At 46.3% G+C, this 18,577-nt stretch carries 23 protein-coding genes; 17 read left to right on the top strand and 6 right to left on the bottom strand.

From position 1 onward, the window contains the following. Positions 1-9 precede the first annotated feature (9 nt). From ICN49_RS04875 to ICN49_RS04830, 10 genes are read left to right on the top strand one after another with little or no spacing between them, the layout of a single operon-like run. Complete coding sequence (locus tag ICN49_RS04875) at positions 10-684, top strand: phosphoribosylanthranilate isomerase (protein ID WP_216166348.1); 675 nt, start codon at positions 10-12, stop codon at positions 682-684. Positions 685-717: 33 nt separating this feature from the next. Next, complete coding sequence (trpB, locus tag ICN49_RS04870) at positions 718-1,911, top strand: tryptophan synthase subunit beta (RefSeq protein WP_216166346.1); 1,194 nt, start codon at positions 718-720, stop codon at positions 1,909-1,911. A gap of 3 nt (positions 1,912-1,914) precedes the next feature. Continuing rightward, entirely contained in the window at positions 1,915-2,712 is a 798-nt protein-coding gene (gene trpA, locus ICN49_RS04865) for a tryptophan synthase subunit alpha (RefSeq protein WP_216166344.1), read from the top strand. A 5-nt stretch (positions 2,713-2,717) separates the two neighbouring features. Further along, the gene (accD, locus tag ICN49_RS04860; RefSeq protein WP_216166342.1) at positions 2,718-3,605 is read left to right on the top strand and encodes an acetyl-CoA carboxylase, carboxyltransferase subunit beta; all 888 of its coding nucleotides are present in this window, start codon (positions 2,718-2,720) and stop codon (positions 3,603-3,605) included. Between the two features lie 5 nt (positions 3,606-3,610). Then, the gene (gene folC / locus ICN49_RS04855) at positions 3,611-4,936 is read left to right on the top strand and encodes a bifunctional tetrahydrofolate synthase/dihydrofolate synthase (RefSeq protein ID WP_216861136.1); all 1,326 of its coding nucleotides are present in this window, start codon (positions 3,611-3,613) and stop codon (positions 4,934-4,936) included. A 3-nt stretch (positions 4,937-4,939) separates the two neighbouring features. Further along, positions 4,940-5,758, top strand: coding sequence for an SPOR domain-containing protein (locus ICN49_RS04850; RefSeq protein WP_216166340.1), 819 nt, complete (start codon positions 4,940-4,942; stop codon positions 5,756-5,758). Next, positions 5,758-6,324: a CvpA family protein gene (locus ICN49_RS04845; protein ID WP_216166338.1), complete on the top strand. Its 567-nt coding sequence runs from the start codon at positions 5,758-5,760 to the stop codon at positions 6,322-6,324. Before ICN49_RS04850 ends, ICN49_RS04845 begins: the two co-directional genes overlap by 1 nt. A 4-nt stretch (positions 6,325-6,328) precedes the next feature. After that, complete coding sequence (purF, locus tag ICN49_RS04840; protein WP_216166336.1) at positions 6,329-7,867, top strand: amidophosphoribosyltransferase; 1,539 nt, start codon at positions 6,329-6,331, stop codon at positions 7,865-7,867. Between the two features lie 60 nt (positions 7,868-7,927). Then, complete coding sequence (locus ICN49_RS04835) at positions 7,928-9,136, top strand: O-succinylhomoserine sulfhydrylase (RefSeq protein WP_216166335.1); 1,209 nt, start codon at positions 7,928-7,930, stop codon at positions 9,134-9,136. Between the two features lie 13 nt (positions 9,137-9,149). Then, positions 9,150-9,773, top strand: a complete 624-nt coding sequence (locus ICN49_RS04830; RefSeq protein ID WP_216166332.1) for a class I SAM-dependent methyltransferase — start codon at positions 9,150-9,152, stop codon at positions 9,771-9,773. A gap of 28 nt (positions 9,774-9,801) precedes the next feature. Here the strand turns inward: ICN49_RS04830 and ICN49_RS04825 are convergent, their stop codons facing one another. Continuing rightward, positions 9,802-10,908: an ABC transporter ATP-binding protein gene (locus tag ICN49_RS04825; protein WP_216166330.1), complete on the bottom strand. Its 1,107-nt coding sequence runs from the start codon at positions 10,906-10,908 to the stop codon at positions 9,802-9,804. Next, on the bottom strand, positions 10,908-11,564 hold the full coding sequence (gene modB / locus ICN49_RS04820; RefSeq protein WP_216166328.1) for a molybdate ABC transporter permease subunit: 657 nt from the start codon (positions 11,562-11,564) through the stop codon (positions 10,908-10,910). The genes ICN49_RS04825 and modB overlap by 1 nt, the downstream gene beginning before the upstream one ends. A 99-nt stretch (positions 11,565-11,663) precedes the next feature. Between modB and ICN49_RS04815 the strand changes: the two genes are divergently transcribed. From ICN49_RS04815 to ICN49_RS04785, 7 genes are read left to right on the top strand one after another with little or no spacing between them, the layout of a single operon-like run. Continuing rightward, on the top strand, positions 11,664-12,191 hold the full coding sequence (locus ICN49_RS04815) for a YeeE/YedE thiosulfate transporter family protein (protein WP_216166326.1): 528 nt from the start codon (positions 11,664-11,666) through the stop codon (positions 12,189-12,191). Between the two features lies 1 nt (position 12,192). Continuing rightward, positions 12,193-12,762 (top strand): YeeE/YedE thiosulfate transporter family protein, encoded by a 570-nt coding sequence (locus ICN49_RS04810; RefSeq protein WP_216166323.1) that lies wholly within the window; start codon positions 12,193-12,195, stop codon positions 12,760-12,762. Between the two features lie 20 nt (positions 12,763-12,782). Continuing rightward, positions 12,783-13,016, top strand: a complete 234-nt coding sequence (locus ICN49_RS04805) for a hypothetical protein (RefSeq protein WP_216166518.1) — start codon at positions 12,783-12,785, stop codon at positions 13,014-13,016. Positions 13,017-13,025: 9 nt separating this feature from the next. Continuing rightward, a complete protein-coding gene (locus ICN49_RS04800; RefSeq protein WP_216166321.1) occupies positions 13,026-13,658 on the top strand; it encodes a DUF6969 family protein in 633 nt (210 codons plus the stop codon). A gap of 13 nt (positions 13,659-13,671) precedes the next feature. Beyond that, on the top strand, positions 13,672-14,649 hold the full coding sequence (locus tag ICN49_RS04795; RefSeq protein WP_216166319.1) for a sulfurtransferase: 978 nt from the start codon (positions 13,672-13,674) through the stop codon (positions 14,647-14,649). Positions 14,650-14,661: 12 nt separating this feature from the next. Further along, complete coding sequence (locus ICN49_RS04790) at positions 14,662-14,979, top strand: ArsR/SmtB family transcription factor (protein WP_216166317.1); 318 nt, start codon at positions 14,662-14,664, stop codon at positions 14,977-14,979. Positions 14,980-14,993: 14 nt separating this feature from the next. Continuing rightward, positions 14,994-15,206 (top strand): YgaP family membrane protein, encoded by a 213-nt coding sequence (locus tag ICN49_RS04785; RefSeq protein WP_216166315.1) that lies wholly within the window; start codon positions 14,994-14,996, stop codon positions 15,204-15,206. 42 nt (positions 15,207-15,248) lie between these two features. Here the strand turns inward: ICN49_RS04785 and ICN49_RS04780 are convergent, their stop codons facing one another. Genes ICN49_RS04780 through ICN49_RS04765 form a run of 4 tightly spaced genes read right to left on the bottom strand, consistent with a single transcriptional unit; the run spans position 15,249 to position 18,570 of the window. After that, positions 15,249-16,151 carry a prenyltransferase gene (locus ICN49_RS04780; protein WP_216166314.1) on the bottom strand — a complete coding sequence of 301 codons (903 nt, stop codon included), beginning with the start codon at positions 16,149-16,151 and terminating at the stop codon, positions 15,249-15,251. Positions 16,152-16,194: 43 nt separating this feature from the next. Beyond that, complete coding sequence (locus ICN49_RS04775; protein ID WP_216166312.1) at positions 16,195-16,503, bottom strand: high-potential iron-sulfur protein; 309 nt, start codon at positions 16,501-16,503, stop codon at positions 16,195-16,197. Between the two features lie 12 nt (positions 16,504-16,515). Continuing rightward, positions 16,516-17,325 carry a sulfite exporter TauE/SafE family protein gene (locus tag ICN49_RS04770; RefSeq protein ID WP_216166310.1) on the bottom strand — a complete coding sequence of 270 codons (810 nt, stop codon included), beginning with the start codon at positions 17,323-17,325 and terminating at the stop codon, positions 16,516-16,518. A 3-nt stretch (positions 17,326-17,328) separates the two neighbouring features. Continuing rightward, positions 17,329-18,570, bottom strand: coding sequence for an NAD(P)/FAD-dependent oxidoreductase (locus tag ICN49_RS04765; RefSeq protein WP_216166308.1), 1,242 nt, complete (start codon positions 18,568-18,570; stop codon positions 17,329-17,331). Between the last annotated feature and the right edge of the window lie 7 nt (positions 18,571-18,577).

Here is an 18,577-nt window from a genome sequence, read left to right as displayed (position 1 = left end):
CATCACCTTATGGGCTTATTGACATACTCTCCGGGTCGAACTCGGGTCAAAATTTGTGGTTTAAAGACCCCGGCTGACATTGATGCTGCTGTTGCTGCAGGGGTTGATGCCGTCGGTTTTGTGTTCTATCCACCAAGCCCTAGGGCCGTAACGCCGAATATTGCCGCCCAGTTAATCTCACGCCTACCCACAGGAGTCGATGCGGTTGGCTTGCTTGTAAACGCCTCAGAAGCCGAATTTGAGGCAATTAAGGCCATTGCACCGATCACTCTCTGGCAGTTTCACGGCGATGAAAGCCCCCAAGATTGCGCCAGATTAGCGGATAGCCAACCCTGGATGAAAGCAGCAAGAGTAGGATCAGGCTTCGCTTTTGACGAATTTTCCCTACAATATGGGCAAGCAAACGCCTTTTTGCTAGATGCCCTGGTTGAGGGTTACGGCGGTGGGGGCGTTCCTTTTGATTGGCAAGGAATTCCACAGACATGGGTAAGCGCAAACGCGCATCGGGTCGTTTTGAGTGGTGGATTGAACACGCACAACGTGGGCGAGGCGATTGCACGCCTACATCCTTGCGCGGTTGACGTCTCTAGTGGCGTTGAAAGCAGCAGGGGCGTTAAAGACCCTACGTTGATGACTGAATTCATCAAAGCTGTTCGAGCAGCAGATGCGCAGTCAACACCCTAATCAATTTGCTGTAACTAAATCACAAAGGTAGCTATGTACGACAAGCCAGATGCAAGAGGACACTTCGGTCCCTATGGTGGTGTGTTTGTATCCGAAACACTCATGTACGCCTTGGATGAGCTCAAAGAAGCTTATGCTAAATATCAACATGATCCAGAGTTCATGGAAGAGTTTCACTATGAGCTAAAACACTTTGTTGGTCGTCCATCACCGGTTTATCACGCCAAGCGCTGGAGTGAGATGTTGGGTGGCGCACAAATTTATCTTAAGCGTGAAGACTTAAACCATACTGGCGCGCACAAAATTAACAACGTGATTGGCCAAGCGATGTTGGCTAAGCGCATGGGTAAGCCACGCATTATTGCAGAAACAGGAGCAGGGCAGCATGGTGTTGCTACTGCGACGATCTGCGCGCGTTTTGGTTTGGATTGCACGGTATACCAAGGCTCAGTCGATGTGGCCCGTCAGGCGCAAAATGTCTATCGCATGAAGTTGCTCGGCGCCAAAGTTGTACCGGTTGAGTCTGGTACTAAAACCTTAAAAGACGCACTCAATGAAGCGATGCGCGATTGGGTTACCAACGTGGACAATACCTTCTACATTATTGGTACTGTTGCAGGGCCTCATCCTTACCCGATGATGGTGCGTGATTTTCAAAGTGTCATCGGTGAAGAGTGCAAAGTCCAGATGCCTGAGATGACAGGTCGTCAACCAGATTATGTGCTGGCTTGTGTTGGTGGAGGATCCAATGCGATGGGCATTTTTTATCCTTATATTGATTTCCCTGAGGTCAAACTGATTGGTGTAGAAGCTGCCGGCCATGGACTTAATAGTGGTTTGCATTCTGCAGCTCTCTGTGTTGGCAAGCCTGGCGTACTACATGGCAATCGCACCTATTTGCTGCAAGACGAGAACGGTCAAATCTCTGAAACCCATTCTGTTTCTGCAGGCATGGACTATCCCGGTGTTGGTCCTGAGCACGCATGGTTAAAAGACTCTGGTCGTGCGGACTACGTGGCTATTACTGACGAAGAAGCACTCAAGGCATTCCATGATTGCTGTCAGATTGAAGGCATTATTCCTGCGCTGGAGTCTGCGCATGCAATTGCCTACGCCTGCAAGATGGCGCCAACCCTCGGAAAAGATAAAACGATTCTGGTGAACCTCTCAGGTCGCGGTGATAAAGATATGCATACGGTTGCGCAAGCAACGGGTTCAGAAGGTTAAGTGATGTCAAAAATTACCGCACTCTTTAAAGAATTAAAAGCATCCGGCAAAAAAGGACTCATTCCTTTTATTACTGCAGGCGATCCTGATCCAAACATCACCGTGGAGTTAATGCATGCCTTAGTGCGTGGCGGTGCCAATGTGATTGAGTTAGGCGTGCCGTTTTCTGATCCGATGGCTGATGGTCCTGTGATTCAGCGATCTTCTGAAAGAGCTTTAGCAAAAGGTGTGACTTTACATAGCTGCTTAGAGATGGTGAAAGCATTTCGCAAAACTGATGCAGCTACACCAGTTGTATTGATGGGCTATGCAAACCCTGTTGAGCAAATGGGTGCCGAACGCTTTGCGACTGAGGCTAAAGATGCAGGCGTTGACGGGGTGTTGATAGTCGACTATCCACCAGAAGAGTGTGTCGATTTTGCTGCGCGCATGCGTATTGCCGGAGTCGACCCGATTTTCTTGTTGGCACCGACATCATCACTAGAACGAATTAAAGAGGCTGCCAAAATAGCTTCTGGTTATATCTATTATGTGTCTATGCGCGGCGTAACCGGCGCCTCCCACCTCAATACTCAAGATGTGGCCAGTATTATTCCGAAAATTCGGGAGTCTACTGAGATTCCGATTGCTGTAGGTTTTGGCATCAATGATGCTGCTAGCGCCAAGGCAGTATCGAACACAGCTGATGCTGTGGTGATTGGTAGCCGAATTATCCGGATTTTAGAAGATTCACCCCCAGGCCAGGCAGTACAATCACTTGAAACCTTTATACGTGAAATTCGCGTCGCCTTGGATAGCTAAAAGACATGAGCTGGATCGATAAATTACTCCCACCACAAATTCAACACACTGACCCTGCGAATCGCAAGTCAGTGCCTGAAGGTTTATGGGTCAAGTGCCCCAGCTGTGAAACCGTTCTGTACAGCACTGATATCGAGGCTAATTTATCGGTTTGCCCTAAATGCAGCCATCACATGCGGATTGGTGCGCGTCAGCGTTTAGATGGCTTGCTAGATCCAAAAGGCCGTTATGAGATTGGCGCAGATATCTATCCAATCGATCCACTGAAATTCAAAGACTCTAAAAAATATCCGGATCGCTTGAAGGAAGCTAATGATGCTTCTGGCGAGTCAGAGGCTTTAGTGGTTCTTGGCGGCAAGATTGAATCCATCCCCGTAGTTGCCGCATGTTTTGAGTTTCAATACATGGGCGGTTCAATGGGTTCAGTTGTTGGTGAGCGATTTGTGCGTGGCGTTCAAGAAGCCATTGATAAGAAATGCGCCTTTATTTGCGTCACTGCAACTGGTGGTGCGCGCATGCAAGAAAGTTTGCTGTCTTTATTCCAGATGGCTAAAACCAATTCGATGTTGACCTTATTATCCAAAAAAGGTTTGCCATACATCAGTGTTCTGACCGACCCAACGATGGGCGGTATCTCGGCAAGCTTTGCCTTCATGGGTGACGTAGTAATGGCCGAGCCTAAAGCCTTGATTGGTTTTGCTGGTCCCCGCGTGATTGAGCAAACCGTCCGAGAAAAATTACCGGAAGGTTTTCAGCGTTCTGAGTTCTTGATGCAAAAAGGCGGAATTGACATGATTGTTGATCGTCGCCAGATGCGCGCGGAAATCGCCCGCTTGCTTGCCTTGCTGCAAAAATTACCAGAGCCGTCTGTGGCAGGTAGCGTAGCTGTTTAACGCACTTGAGCACTGCCCACCAAGCCCCAATCCTTTTTTCCAGCCTTGAGGCTTGGCTTAGTCACCTAGAAACTGCCCATCCTGTTGGCATCGACATGGGTCTTGAGCGCATTAGCCGGGTTAAGGCGGCGCTAGGACTTCAATTTGATTGCCCTGTCATCACTGTTGCGGGCACGAATGGCAAAGGCTCTACCTGTGCTTATTTAGAAAGTATTTTGATTTCATCTGGCTATCGTGTCGGATGTCACATGTCACCCCACCTCTTGAAATTTAATGAGCGCGCGAAGCTCAATGGAGAAGAGGTCAGCGACGCCCTCTTGTTAGAGCATTTCACTGCCGTAGAAAATGCCCGTGTGAGCTTGGTAGATGCACCGACATTAACTTATTTTGAATTCACGACTCTAGCCATCATGCATCTTTTTGCTAAGGCGCAGTTAGATGCAGTGGTATTGGAAGTGGGCATGGGTGGTCGCTTAGACGCCGTCAATATTGTGGATGCTGACTGCGCCATTGTTACCAGCATTGATGTTGATCATGCTGATTTCTTGGGTGGTACGCGTGAAGCGATTGCTCTAGAAAAAGCTGGCATATTTCGGCCTGGGCAAATTGCCATCTGTGGTGATCCAGTGCCACCCCAAACCTTGATCGACTATGCTGAAAAATTAGGCTGCGATCTTTGGTTGCAAGGTCGAGACTATAACTTTCAGGGTGATAAACAGCAGTGGGGCTGGGCAGGGCGCAAAAAGCGTTTTAGTGGTCTCGGTTACCCTGCTTTAAGAGGCGCAAATCAAATACTCAATGCTTCGGCGGTGATTGCTGCCTTGATGGCACTCCATCAGCGTTTACCAGTCAGCGCACAGGACATCCGCAATGGCTTTGCCATGGTTGAGCTGCCAGGGCGCTTCCAAGTACTCCCAGGTCAACCTACGGTTGTCCTCGATGTTGCTCATAACCCTCATGCAGCCTCTACTTTGGCTCAAAGCCTTGAACGGATGGGTTACCACCCCTATACCTACGCCGTTTTTGGGGCAATGGCAGATAAAGATATTGAGGGCGTAATCAAGCCCTTGTTAAATATTGTGGACTTCTGGTTTTGCACTGATTTGCCTACTCCCCGAGCAGCCAGCGCACATGATCTGGCTACCAAGCTCCAAAACCTTGGTGTAGCGGTCAAAAACGGCGATGATGGCGGCATTGAGACCTTTTTAGATCCTGCTGCAGCGTATCAAAAAGCCCTGTCTAAAGCGGGTGAGGGTGATAGAATTGTGACCTTCGGATCTTTCTATACAGTTGCTGGCGTAATGGCATATAGAACCAACCAGGCGCATTGATTAATGATTCGTTTACCGAAGCTTTTTAAGCGGAAACCGCAGTCTGATGACCTTGACAGAGGCTCAGTAGGGGCAAGACGCACCACTAAAAAATTTACCCCACGTGCACTGCAGCGCTCATTTGAGACTCAGGAAGAAGCGCTTACCGAAGATCCAGAGCAACAACGCGCCAGACATCGTCTTATCGGTGCAGCGGTATTGGTCCTCGTAGCCGTCGTTGGACTCCCCAGAATTCTTGATAACAAGCCCAAAGCAGTGAGTAATGATATTGCCGTCAATATTGTTACTAGCCTGCCTAATCCAGTGGCAAACACACCAGCTCCAGAAGTAAAGACTGTAGAGAAGACTGAGGCCAAGATCTCACCAGACCCAGCCCCCAAAGAGAAGGATCCGCTCCCAGTTAAAGTTGCCTCTACTCCAGTAAGCGCGCCAGTAACTGAAACCAAGACAGTGCCTGCACCAACACCTACAGTAAACAAATCTCCCGCCTTAGGATTGGCTGCTGGCGAAGAGGTGGTTGTATCCACCACAAAGCCTAAAGCCGATACCCCAGCTAAACCTGCCGCGGCCTCGACTGGGTCTGGTAAGTTTATTTTGCAGATTGGGGCATTTGCTTCGGAAGATCGAGTCAATGGTTGGGTTTCAAAGCTAAAAGCCCAAAAGATTCCAAATGTTGTTACAACTAAAAAGGGTGCTGACGGCGTAACCTTATTTCTACTCCGTGCCGGCCCATTCCCCGACAAAGACTCTGCTGATACCGCAGAGAAAAAGGTAAAGGCGATGGGCTTAACGCCCCGCCTAGTTGAGGTAGGTTCACCTTAATGGATCACCTGTCCACCCTTAACTTAACTACGGTGGATTACTTCACCCTAGTTGTGCTCCTGGTTTCTGCATTGGTCGGAATTTCTCGTGGCTTATTTAAAGAAGTCTTGGCTTTGGCTTCATGGTTTATTGCCTCTTGGGTTGCTTACCATTACACCAACTATCTTTCGACCGAATGGTTATCCACTTTTCACATGGATGAACTCTTAAGCCTTGGAGTGAGTTTTTTAATTCTGTTTGTGTTGACTTTGATTGCCTGCGGTCTTTTAGGCGGGGTAGTACAAAAGATTTTGCTTTCTGCAGGATTGAGTTTGACCGATCGTTTTTTAGGTTTGGTCTTTGGCGTGTTACGTGGCGGCTTGATTATTGTTATCTTGGCAACCTTAGCCGCTTTAACCCCAATACCTCAGAGCGTTGCTTGGCAAAAAGCGATTACACGTCCTGCAGTTGATATGGCTACAGGTTTAATTAAGAGTTGGCTGCCGCCTGATTGGGCAAAGCAATTGGGTGATGCAATGCCAAAAATTTCACCCACAGTTACACCTTCAATAAAAATAGGGATTTAGGTCTATGTGCGGCGTCATTGGAACAGTTTCCCATTCCCCAGTAAATCAGCTTCTCTATGATGCCTTGTTGCTCTTGCAACATCGCGGACAGGATGCTGCCGGTATTGCCACGATGCATGGCAACTCTTTCACGATGCATAAGGCCAATGGCTTGGTTCGAGATGTCTTTAGAACACGCAACATGCGCAGTCTGCATGGCAACGCAGGTATCGGGCAGGTTCGTTATCCAACCGCAGGTTCCGCCAGTAGTGAAGAAGAAGCTCAACCTTTTTATGTCAGCGCACCTTACGGCATTATTTTGGCGCACAACGGTAATCTCACCAACGCGCCGAGCTTGCGTGTTGAGATGGCGTACCGCGATCGTCGTCATATCAATACCAATTCTGATACTGAAGTATTGCTCAACGTTTTGGCCGATGAACTTCAAAAAGAAACTAATAGTGCGGCATTAGATGAAAGTGCGATGTTTAACGCTGTTACAGGCGTTACCAAGCGTGTGAAAGGCTCTTACGCAGTGGTGTCACTGATCGCCGGCTATGGTTTGCTGGCATTCCGTGATCCATTCGGCATTCGTCCTTTATGTATTGGACGGATAGACACCTCCAAGGGTCCTGAATGGATGGTGGCTTCCGAATCCGTAGCGCTTGAAGGTCTTGGCTTTACCTTTGTTCGTGACGTTAATCCTGGCGAAGCAATTTACATCGACCTGGATGGTAATTTCTCATCACGTCAATGCGCAACAGATGCCGTTCTTACCCCATGTATTTTTGAATATGTATACATGGCTCGTCCAGATTCAACGATTGATGGTGTCAACGTTTACAACGTACGGATGCGCATGGGCGATTACCTTGCCGAGAAGATTCGTAAAGAAACCATTCCCGGCGAAATCGATGTCGTTATGCCGATTCCAGATTCAAGCCGTCCTGCTGCAATGCAAGTGGCTAAGCGTTTAGGGGTTGACTACCGCGAAGGCTTCTTTAAGAATCGTTATATTGGTCGCACCTTCATCATGCCTGGCCAAGCTGTACGCAGAAAATCAGTCCGTCAAAAATTGAACGCCATGCATGTCGAATTTAAAGACAAGACGGTCTTGATTGTCGATGATTCGATTGTTCGCGGCACAACCTCTTTTGAGATTGTGCAAATGGCTCGTGAGTCAGGCGCTAAGAAAGTGATCTTTGCATCAGCTGCGCCACCAGTGCGCTTTCCGAACGTATATGGCATTGATATGCCAACCCGTAGCGAGCTAGTGGCTTATGGGCGTACAGATGAAGAGATCAACAAAATGATCGGCGCAGACCAGCTGATCTATCAAAGTGTTGAAGATATGAAACGGGCTGTGAGTGATATCAACCCCAATATTAAACACTTTGAAGCCTCATGCTTTGACGGTAATTACATCACTGGTGATATTAATGAGTCCTATTTGGATGCTTTAGAAGCGGCTCGTAATACTACTGAGGCACAAGCAGATCGCCAACGTGACTCCAGTGACTTTGCTCGCTCTCAGCTCCACTTGCATTTGGCTACCGAAGACTAAAAAGCGACAGCGGATGCGTCTCACAGAGGCAAATCTGCAATTCGGTGTCAAAATAGCCTTATGACTAGTAAAACTAAACGCCAAAAACCTGACTTTTCTAAGCTTGCGCTCGAAACCTTAGCAGTTCGCGCCGGTACACGCCGTACTGCCGAGTATCAAGAGCACTCAGAGGCGATGTTTCTGACATCTAGCTTCTGCTTTGATAGCGCTGAACTCGCTGCTGATGGTTTTGCTCATGCCGACAAAGGCTTTATCTATTCCCGCTTTACCAATCCAACGGTCAGCATGTTTCAAGATCGATTGGCCGCTTTAGAGGGTGGTGAGGCATGTATTGCGACTTCATCTGGCATGGCTGCTATTTTGACTCTAGCAATGGCCCATTTGCAGGCTGGCGATCATGTGATTTGCTCGCGCTCGGTTTTTGGTGCAACGATTCAGTTATTTAGCAGCATCATGGGTAAATTTGGTGTGACAACAACGTATGTCGATTTGGCTGATGCTAAATCATGGCAGGCTGCCGTTCAACCCAATACAAAACTCTTTTATCTAGAGACGCCTTCAAACCCCTTAACTGAGATTGCTGACATTAAAGCGATTTCTAAAATTGCTAAGAAGGCTAAAGCACTTTTCGCAGTGGATAATTGTTTCTGCACGCCTGCCTTGCAAAAACCACTGGCTCTTGGCGCAGATGTTGTGATTCACTCTGCAACTAAATACTTAGACGGTCAGGGTAGGGTTGTTGGTGGCGCAATCGTCGGCAGTAATGACTTTGTCATGGGCAAAGTGTTCCCGTACGTTCGTACTGCTGGCCCAACGCTTTCTGCTTTTAATGCCTGGGTATTCTTAAAAGGTCTTGAGACTCTCGAGTTGCGCATGAAGCAACAAAGCCAGAATGCTTTGGACTTAGCGCTCTGGCTAGAAAAACAGCCTGGCGTAGAACGTGTTTACCATCCAGGATTAAAGTCACACCCGCAACATGTCTTGGCTAAACGCCAGCAAAAGGCGGGTGGCGCCATTTTGTCTTTCACCTTAAAGGGTGGCAAGAAGGCTGCATTCAAACTGATCAATCAAACCAAGCTTTGCTCTATTACTGCAAACCTTGGCGATACTCGTACGACCATTACACACCCAGCAACCACGACGCACTGCCGTGTAACGCCTGAAGCTCGTAAAGCTGCCGGCATTACGGATGGCCTAGTACGTATTGCGGTGGGTCTTGAGAATGTGATCGACCTGAAGAATGATCTTGTCGGTGGCTTGAAGAAGTAATTCAAGTTCCCATATGAGCTTTTCTGATCAAACCAAGTTTTGGAACGAACGTTTTAATAAAGAAGAATTCATCTTCGGTAAAGAGCCGAATGAATATCTCGTCAAACAAGCCAAACAATGTCTAAAACCAGGTAATGCAGTCTTATGTATTGCTGATGGCGAAGGGCGTAATGGTGTTTGGTTGGCTAAACAGGGCATGCAAGTCGATGCTTTTGATGTCTCTGATATTGCATTGGCCAAAGCCAAGCAATTTGCCAAAGATAATTCCGTAGAATTAAGTCATACACTTTGCGATACAGATGGGTGGAACTGGCAAGCAAATTCTTACGATGCCATTATCGCCATCTTTATCCAATTTGCTGATCCAGCAATGCGCGAGCGCATCTTCAAACAAGTGTATTTAGCATTAAAGCCCGGTGGTATTTTTATTCTTCAAGGCTACACCCCAAAGCAGTTGGAATACAAAACTGGTGGTCCATCTGCGCTCGAGCATCTCTATACCGAAGAGGGTATACGTCAACTAGCGAGTGAACTCAATATTTTGGATCTCACTTCTTATGAGCAAGAATTGTCTGAAGGTGCTAGACATAGCGGCATGTCTGCTTTGCTCGGGCTAGTTGCTCAAAAGCCAAGCTGAATCAAACACAAACCCGTTCAATCAAAGATTAGTTGCGAAAGTGGCGAGGATCGTTGATGGGGCGCAGTGGCATGATGTGAATCTTGCTTTCATCCAACTCAAGATACGTTGATCTACCAATATCAAGCGATAGGCGCTTTACTTCTGCCGCTGAAGCTTCCCAAGTAATACGGTGATCACTGTCTTTGATACGCAATTGGATAACCGCAATCTGTCCCAGTGCGCTGATGTTTTCAACGTCGGCTGGAATTCTGGTATTGCTGGAATCTTGGTGAAGACTCAGACCCTCGGGAGGAATAACCCAAGCGACTGGTGTACCAGGTGGGATCTTGCCTTTATCAATCACATTAAATTGCTTGTTGCACCCATCCCAGGTGAGGTTGCCTGCGTTAAAGACGCCTTCAAACATATTGTTGATGCCAACCAATTCTGCAACTCGAGAGTTTCGTGGTTTTTGAAAGAGTACATGTGGCGATGCCGTTTGCAGACTAATGCCTGCATCAATCACGGTGATGCGATCGGCTAGTAAGTTTGCCTCGCGTAAATCGTGGGTCACTAGAAGAATGGGGATATTCAGATCCTTGCGAAGCTCGGCTAGAGTTTTATAAAGACTTTGACGCGTTGGCGCATCGACTGCTGAAAAAGGCTCATCTAAGAGCAGGATCTTTGGTTGTCTAGCAAGCGCCCTTGCCAAGGCAACACGCTGTTGTTGTCCGCCAGACAGTTGATTAGGCATTCTGGCCACCAAGTCAGCAATACCCATCCGCTCTAACCACTTCAGCGCTATGGATTTTTGTTGTGGACTGTTTAACCCAGAATTTTGCAGTGGAATACAAACATTCTCTAAAGCAGTTAAATGAGGAAAGAGGGCGTACTGTTGAAACAGAAATCCGCAAGAACGCTTTGCAGGCGATAAGGCAACACTCACTCCGCGCAACTCATCACCCTCAAACCAAAGCTCATCGTCACATTCAATACGTCCAGCGCTAGGATTGCGCAAGCCAGCAATGGTTCGCAGAACGCTGGTTTTACCGCTTCCTGATGGACCCACTAAGGCATGTAGTTCACCTGATAGACACTCTAAGTTCACTTGAAGTGGCATTGGCAAGTCTTGAGCTATCTTAATTTTTAACATTAGATAGCTCGATTCAGGGAAGATGATTTTCTAGGGCTAAGAACACCATATGACAGTGCAATAGCTAGTAAAGAGATAGCCAGCAGCAATAGAGAGAGCAAGCCTGCTCCAGCAGTATCAAAACTTTGCACCTTGTCGTAAATAGCGATCGAAACTGTTTTGGTTTCACCGGGAATAGCGCCGCCAACCATCAGCACGACTCCGAATTCCCCAAGGGTATGAGCAAAGGTGAGAACCGCTGCGCTAGTAATGCCACGCCAAGCTAGAGGCAGTTCAATGAGTCGAAATGTTTGCCAGGCTGACAGTCCGCTAACTTGCGCAGCTTCACGTATCTCTGGATTAATGGATTCAAATGCGCGTTGTATCGGTTGAATAGCAAATGGTAGGTTGACTATCAATGATGCAATCAGAATGCCCGTGAATGAGAACACCAGAGGTATGCCAAAAATACTGCCTCCCCCAAACCCCACTAAGAAGTAATAACCAAGAACAGTCGGTGGCAATACTAGGGGGAGGGCTAATAAGGCCTCAATCCACCCCTTGCATGATCCAGCCCTAACAAGGGAGTGGCCAACCCAGATCCCAAAAGGCAGTAGCAAAACTAGCGTCCAGAGGGCTAATTTGAGTGATAAAAGGATGGCTTCTAGATCAAACACACCTTTATTGTATTGCCACTCAATGCCCTTATTAAACAATTGCTTTACATAATACTTTATGATATATTATAAATAAGTAAATTAATAAAAAGGCAATAAATGTCTAAGACAGAGAGTTCAAGGCTTCCTCAGCCATATTGGAATCCCCTAGTAGCAGGTCTGCTACTGGGCGTGGTTCTGTTGGCTACATTTGTGACGACAGGCCACGGATTGGGTGCAACGGGATTTACAACACGCTTCACTGCTTGGATGGGGATGCAGATCGTGCCGGTTGCAACTAATGCAAACGACTACTTAGGTGGCATGGTGGAGGACGGCAAACCATTAAGCGCTTGGATAACTTGGCAAGTTATAGGTGTTGCACTTGGCGCGCTTATCTCTGCATATTTAGCACATAGAATTCAGTTTCAAATGGACGGTCGCAAGTTTTTAGGTGGCTCTAAACGGCCATTGACTGCCCTACTAGGTGGGGTATTGGCTGGTTTTGGTGCCCGCATCGCCGCTGGTTGCACTAGCGGCTTGGGCTTATCTGGCGCAGCAGTCTTGAGCCTTGCCGGCTTTACTTTTTTATGCACATTCTTCGCCGTGGGATTGCTTGCCAATCTCCTTATGAAAGAGGAGAAATAATATGGAAATGATCATTTCAGGCCTTCTTTTAGGTGGCGCGTTTGGATTTGTATTGGAACGTGCTGGTTTTGGTAACCCCAATAAATTAACTGCCCAATTTCGTTTGAGCGATTGGTCAGTCTTTAAGGTCATGTTTACAGCCATCGTCTTTGCTGCTGTTGGTCTCATGATCTTTGAAAGACTTGGTATTGTGGCTAGCGAGGAGTTATTTGTCCCGCCTGCATTTTTAGGCGCCGCTGCTTTGGGTGGTGCGCTAGTTGGAGCTGGCTTCGCTATTGGCGGATATTGCCCTGGGACCTCTGTTGTTGGTTTGATGTCTGGCCGCATCGATGCAGCTATCTTTTTAGTGGGTTTATTGCTCGGTACAGTGATATTTGCTGGCGTTTACCCAGCCATTGAGTCTCTAACCACCTTAGGTAAATTTGCCAAGGCTGATGCCTTACCAGAAGCTCTCCACGTATCGAGTTTTTCAGTTAATGTGGTGATGGTATTAGCAGCGGTAGGCGTATTTCTTCTGGGATCGTGGATGGAAAAGAAGTCTTCAGGCCCGGTAAGCTCCACAACGAATTAATGCACTTTTAAGGGAAATTTATGTCAAAGAAATCAACTGTCGCAGCTTTAGTATTAGCGCTATCTGGTCTAGCTGCCGCTCCTATTGCGCATGCTGCAGACGCACCCAAAACACCGGCTGGCGCAGAGCAAAAAAATCCTTGTGGACCTAAAAAGGATGCTACAAACCCATGTGGTCCGGCGAAGAAAAAAGCTGCAAACCCATGTGGTCCAGCAAATCCTTGTGGCCCAAAAAAACGTAAGACAACTGATTAATTACAGTTGATGCTTATAAAAGAAAACCTTTCTTCCGCAGCACAGGATCTTGCTGGTGTGCAAGCAGCCTATGCAAATAGGGGTATCTCGTTGAGTGAACTTGCCTTATGCGGCGCTAAAGAGTTTGTAGAGTGGCAGCATTATCCAAATAATGACTTAGTGGATGCTATTAGTGGGTATGAGTTTTATTACCACTCACATTCATCTGACGAGATGCCTAAAGGGGAGCATGGTCATTTTCACCTTTTCAAACGTCATGCTACAAACCCAGAAAAGTTTCATCATTTGATTGGCATTGCCTTGGATCCTAAAGGAGTGCCAGTAAGAATTTTTACGACCAATCAATGGGTCACTGGCGAGAGCCTATTGGCTGCGTCAACTGTATTAAGGCTCTTAAAAAATTTCAATGTTTCAGCTAAAGGACGAATGAGTCCATTAGCCAAGTGGATCAATGCATTTACTAAGTTGTTTTATGCCGAAATGGAAAAATTGATTGTCGAGCGCGATCGAGTTATCGAAAATCTCGTTAAAAAAATGGGTTCTAGATCGGTAGCGTTAGAGTCTAAAAAACATCATGTAGTAACTCAGTGCAAGATTGACCTCATGCAAGGTCTTTCAAAACATTTATCAGCATCACATTAATGAAGGAATGGAAATGAAAAAGATTCAATGGATATTGGCCTTTGCTATAGCTTCCCTTGTTGGCTTGGCTCAGGCCATCACCTTACCGGGTCCGGTAGTTAGCGCCGATTGGCTCGCCAATAATCAATCTGAAGTACAGATCATTGAAGTTAGAACTGATGTGGCTAGCTACCTAAAAAATCCAGAGTTTGATGTGGATAAAAAGACGGGAAAGAAATTCTTAGTCGAAGTAGGTGGTCATATCAATAACTCAAGCTTGCTAGACTTCAAAAAGGTCAGGGTTGAGCGCATGTTGGATGGTAAGAAGGTGAAGTTCTTAATCCCTGAAAAAGCAGACTTTGAAAAGTTGATCCAGTCATTGGGCGTTAATGCTGATAAACCCATTGTGCTAGTACCAATGGGTCAGGATATGTCTGATGTAGACGAGGCATTAAGAACCTATTGGCAGTTCAAGGTATACGGCGAAGACCAAATTGCTGTGCTTGATGGTGGTATTGCAGGGTGGCTTGGTCAAGGACGCGAATTCAGTACTGCAAATACTCCAAAAGGCGTGGGTAATTGGATTGCAAAAGCAGAGCGCAAAGAATTAATTGCCAGTTCTGATGACGTTGCAGCAGCATCAAGCAGCGGTAAACCTCAGTTACTCGATGCTCGTCAGCCAGCCCAGTATTGGGGCGTGGCAAAGAGTCCGGCCGTGATGATTTATGGCCATGTAGCAGGCTCCAAGGAATTAGCCCCGGAATTATTAACCAGGCCAAATAATGGCGCATTGTATTTCTGGAATAAAAATACTTATGAAGCTTTAATGGCCGCTAACGGATTGAATACTAAAGCAGCCACTATCAGTTATTGCAATACAGGACACTTGGCTGCAGGCGGTTGGTTTGTTATGTCCGAATTGGCTGGTAATAAATCGACAAAATTATATGATGGGTCTTTAGCTCTTTGGACCCTTGAGGGCCGTCCACTGGTCGGCGTTCCACTAAATTAACCCATTACGAACATGACAGTCATCAATTCAAAAATTAATCTTAAGAAAATGCAAGCATCTGCTGATGAGGCTTGCCGCCTGATGAAAGTGCTATCAAATCGCGATCGTATGTTGCTGCTCTGCGAGATCAGTCAGGGTGAGAAGTGTGTTGGAGAGCTCGAAGAGGCTCTCGACATTCATCAGCCAACACTTTCGCAGCAATTAACCGTATTGCGTAATGAAGAATTAGTTGAAACAAGAAGGGAAGGTAAGCAAATTTACTACTCCCTCTCAAGCAGTCCAGTATTGGATGTGATGGGTATTTTGTATAAAAATTATTGTGGTAAATAAAAAGGGGTATTAATATGAAATGTAACGTCGGCGGTATTGATCGTGTATTGCGTATTGTTGTTGGACTGGTTTTGATCGGTTTGGCAGCCAGTAATGTCGTTGGTGTATGGGGATGGATTGGTATTGTTCCCTTGGCTACCGGCCTATTTAAGTTCTGCCCGCTGTATCCAATGCTCGGCATAAATTCATGTGGAACAGGTTGTGGCGGCGGAGGTTGCTGCAAGTAAAACTTGCTGAGGTATTCCTATGTACTAGGGATACCTCAAGTTTTATCCCCAATACAGCCCGACGCACATCAGTAGGGCGTATAAGTGAACTCCCAATATATTGCAGGGAATGATGATCGCTAGTTGAGAGCGATCTAATGCACGCCTCTTCAGCTCAATGCTGCAGTGAATAAATAGCGGCATTATAAGAATTGTTAGCAATGTAAAAACAGGCGTAAGTAAGCAATAGACAGCTAGTATTTGCAGCCCATAGGCACTGACGAAAAATAGGGTGTACCACTTCCACAGGTCCCGGGGCAATGATTGCGCGGCCAAAGTATTCTTTCTAGATGCTTTATCAGCCTTGATATCAGGCACTTGATTTAAGAACAAAATATTAGCAACCATCAACCCATAGGATATTCCGATGGGTATTAACTGCGCGTCAATGTGGCCTGTTTGTAATGCAGAAAAACCGATGACTACAAGAGACCAGGCTATCGCTATGGCGATCTCACCTAATAATCCACGTGACATTAACTGTAAAGGTGGTGCCGAATAGGACCATCCGATGATTACTCCTGCAATTCCGATTGCCAGAAGCATCCAGGTGCTGATATAGCAGAGATAGAGGCCAAGGATTGCAGATAGCGTTAAAAGTAACAATCCAAAGCCGAAGATTTGCTTTGGGCTAAAAATATTATTTTGAATATAACGACTTCCGCCCGTGAATGGACTGATCCTATCAACATTTATGGAGTCACTTCCATTGAGGTGATCAAAGTAATCGTTCAGCACATTGGCAGATGCGTGGACCAACAACACTATTCCTACTGCAAGAGTATTTATAGACCACCCTGCGCTGCGAGAGCTGTAATTACACAAAAACCCAATTAAACAACCCAACAAGGTAATTGTTAGAAATGTTGGTCTGGTGGCTAAGAAGTATTTATTTATAGTAATCATTTAAAAAGGCTGCCGAAGCAGCCTTTGGTTAGGTCTTAAGATATCACCCTTTCTTAGCGTAAGCAGAGCACCAGCCTTTAGCAGCAACTTGCTTGCCAGCAAACAGTGCGCAACCACCAGCAGCAGAACCAGCAGCACCTTGATAGAGGGCGCAATTACTACAAGCTTGTGGAGCAGCATATTTAGCGTACTTTGCTTTATCTACTTTAGAAGCATCCGCTTTGTAACCCAATGCAGCTGCTTGTGGATCTGTTTCAGCAACCATGGCTTGAGCTTGCACCTTGCTATTTAAAGCCAAAGTTGCAGCACCTGCGGCTGACATGATCATAAATTGACGACGGGTAGTTTTCATAGTTTCTCCAGGTTAAAAAAGACATTTGTAAATAAGACTAAGTGCAACTAAAAAAGTAAAGATAGAAAAAATTTGCTGAACTCTTGGACCGCTAATATTTTTTTCTAATATTTTTCCAAATAAGAGTCCAATTAATGCACCAATTGCAAAAGGTCCTGCAATAGACATATTGAGTGTGCCACTGGCAAGAGAAATGGTTGCGCCACCAGCTGAGACAATGGCAAGCACGCCTAAAGAGGTGGCAACAATTGCTTTCATTGGTAAGTCGGTAAAATTTTTCAAAGAAGGCACGATGATGAACCCGCCTCCAACACCCAATAGCCCTGATAGAAAGCCGGCAGTTGCGCCAGCAAACATCAAGGCTCTTGCGCAGGGAACTGTCCATATCAATTTTCCAATTGACATATCGAGTTGGCAGGGCGGCGGCTTCATCATTGGCGGAGTTGTTCCTGCCAACGTTTGAGATGCTTGAATATACATACGAGTTGCTACGTAGATTAAAACCGCACTAAATAAAATTAGTAATGGTGTATTGGGGGCATGTTGTCCAACCCAGAGTCCAAGTGGCGACAATATCAATCCAAAGCTAGCCATAAATATCGCCGCTTTATAGCGCAATACTTTTTCCTTCAAGCCGATTAAGGCCCCTACGCTAGCCGCTAGGGCGATTGCAGATAAAGCAATCGGTCCAGCTTCAGCGATAGGCATATGGAAAGCGAATATGAGCAGAGGAACAGATAAAATCCCGCCGCCTGCTCCCGTTAAACCCATCAGCACTCCGACAAAAATGCCTAGTGCTGGTGCCGTCAAAAAACTTTCCATTATTTAGTTTTCAAAAGGACGGGCTAACCATTCCCTGCCTTTAAGCATGGCATTCCAATACAACCAAGGAAGGACATCCTTTTTGAGGATCCAAGCAAGTTTAGTGGCCTTCAACGGATTAATAAGCCAAGGGAATGTCGGTAACAGTTTTCCGCCATATCCAAATTCTGCTAAAACAATTTTTCCCCGCTCAACTGTTAGCGGGCATGAACCGTAACCATCGTATTTCAATGGCATTGGCTGATTCGACCTAAAGGCTAATAAATTCTCGGCCACTACAACCACTTGTTTTCTAGCGGCAGCCGCAGTTTTAGAGTTCGGGGAGGAACAGCAATCGCCTAGACCAAATATATTTGGGTAGCGAGTGTGTTGCAAAGTATGTTGATCAACCTCAACCCAACCAGCAGCATCCGCTATCGGGCTTCCTTTAACGCAGTCTTGTGGGCCTTGCGGTGGGACTACGTGCAACATATCAAATGATTTTTCAACTTGTGTAATGTTGCCTTCCGCATCCTTAACGGCAAAGGTTGCTTTTTGTTCTGGCCCATTAACTGATATGAGGTTGCAGCTAAAATTTAATGTGGCATTGTATTTTTTTACATACTCCATCAATGATGGCACGAAGTCTGCAACACCGAATAATGCCCCGCCTGCATTATTTAACTCGACTTCAATGTTCTTGAGATTCCCTTGCTTTTCCCATTCGTGGCAAGACAGATACATGGCCTTCTGTGGTGCTCCAGGACATTTGAATGGCAGTGGAGGTTGGGTAAAGATCGCTTTACCTGATTTCATTTTTTTGACTAACTCCCATGTATATGGAGAGTGCATATAGCTGTAGTTAGAAGTCACACCATTCTTACCAATTGTGTCTGTTAGGCCTGGAATAGCATCCCAATTTATCTTCAGGCCGGTAGCAACAGCGAGGTACTTATATTTAACTGGATCTTCGTGACTAAGTATTACTTCATTCAATTCAGGATTGAAACTGCTGATCCTGTCTTTGATCCACGTAACACCTGAGGGCATTACATCTTTGGTATTCCGCCTGCTATTTTTGACATCAAATGCTCCGCCACCGACGAGGGTCCATGATGGTTGATAGAAGTGGTGATCTGATGGCTCAATAATGGCTATTTTTAGCGTTTTATCGCGACATTTCAGACTTGCTGCTAGACCGATACCAGCAGATCCTCCACCTGCAATGATCACGTCAAAGACGTTGTTTTGCTGTTTTTCACTCAACTTTATC

Origin of the sequence: Polynucleobacter finlandensis (assembly GCF_018881755.1) — a bacterium.
Taxonomy (GTDB): Bacteria; Pseudomonadota; Gammaproteobacteria; order Burkholderiales; family Burkholderiaceae; genus Polynucleobacter; species Polynucleobacter finlandensis.
The sequence above is the reverse complement of the archived record's forward strand: the minus strand, read 5'-3'. Positions and strand labels throughout refer to the sequence as shown.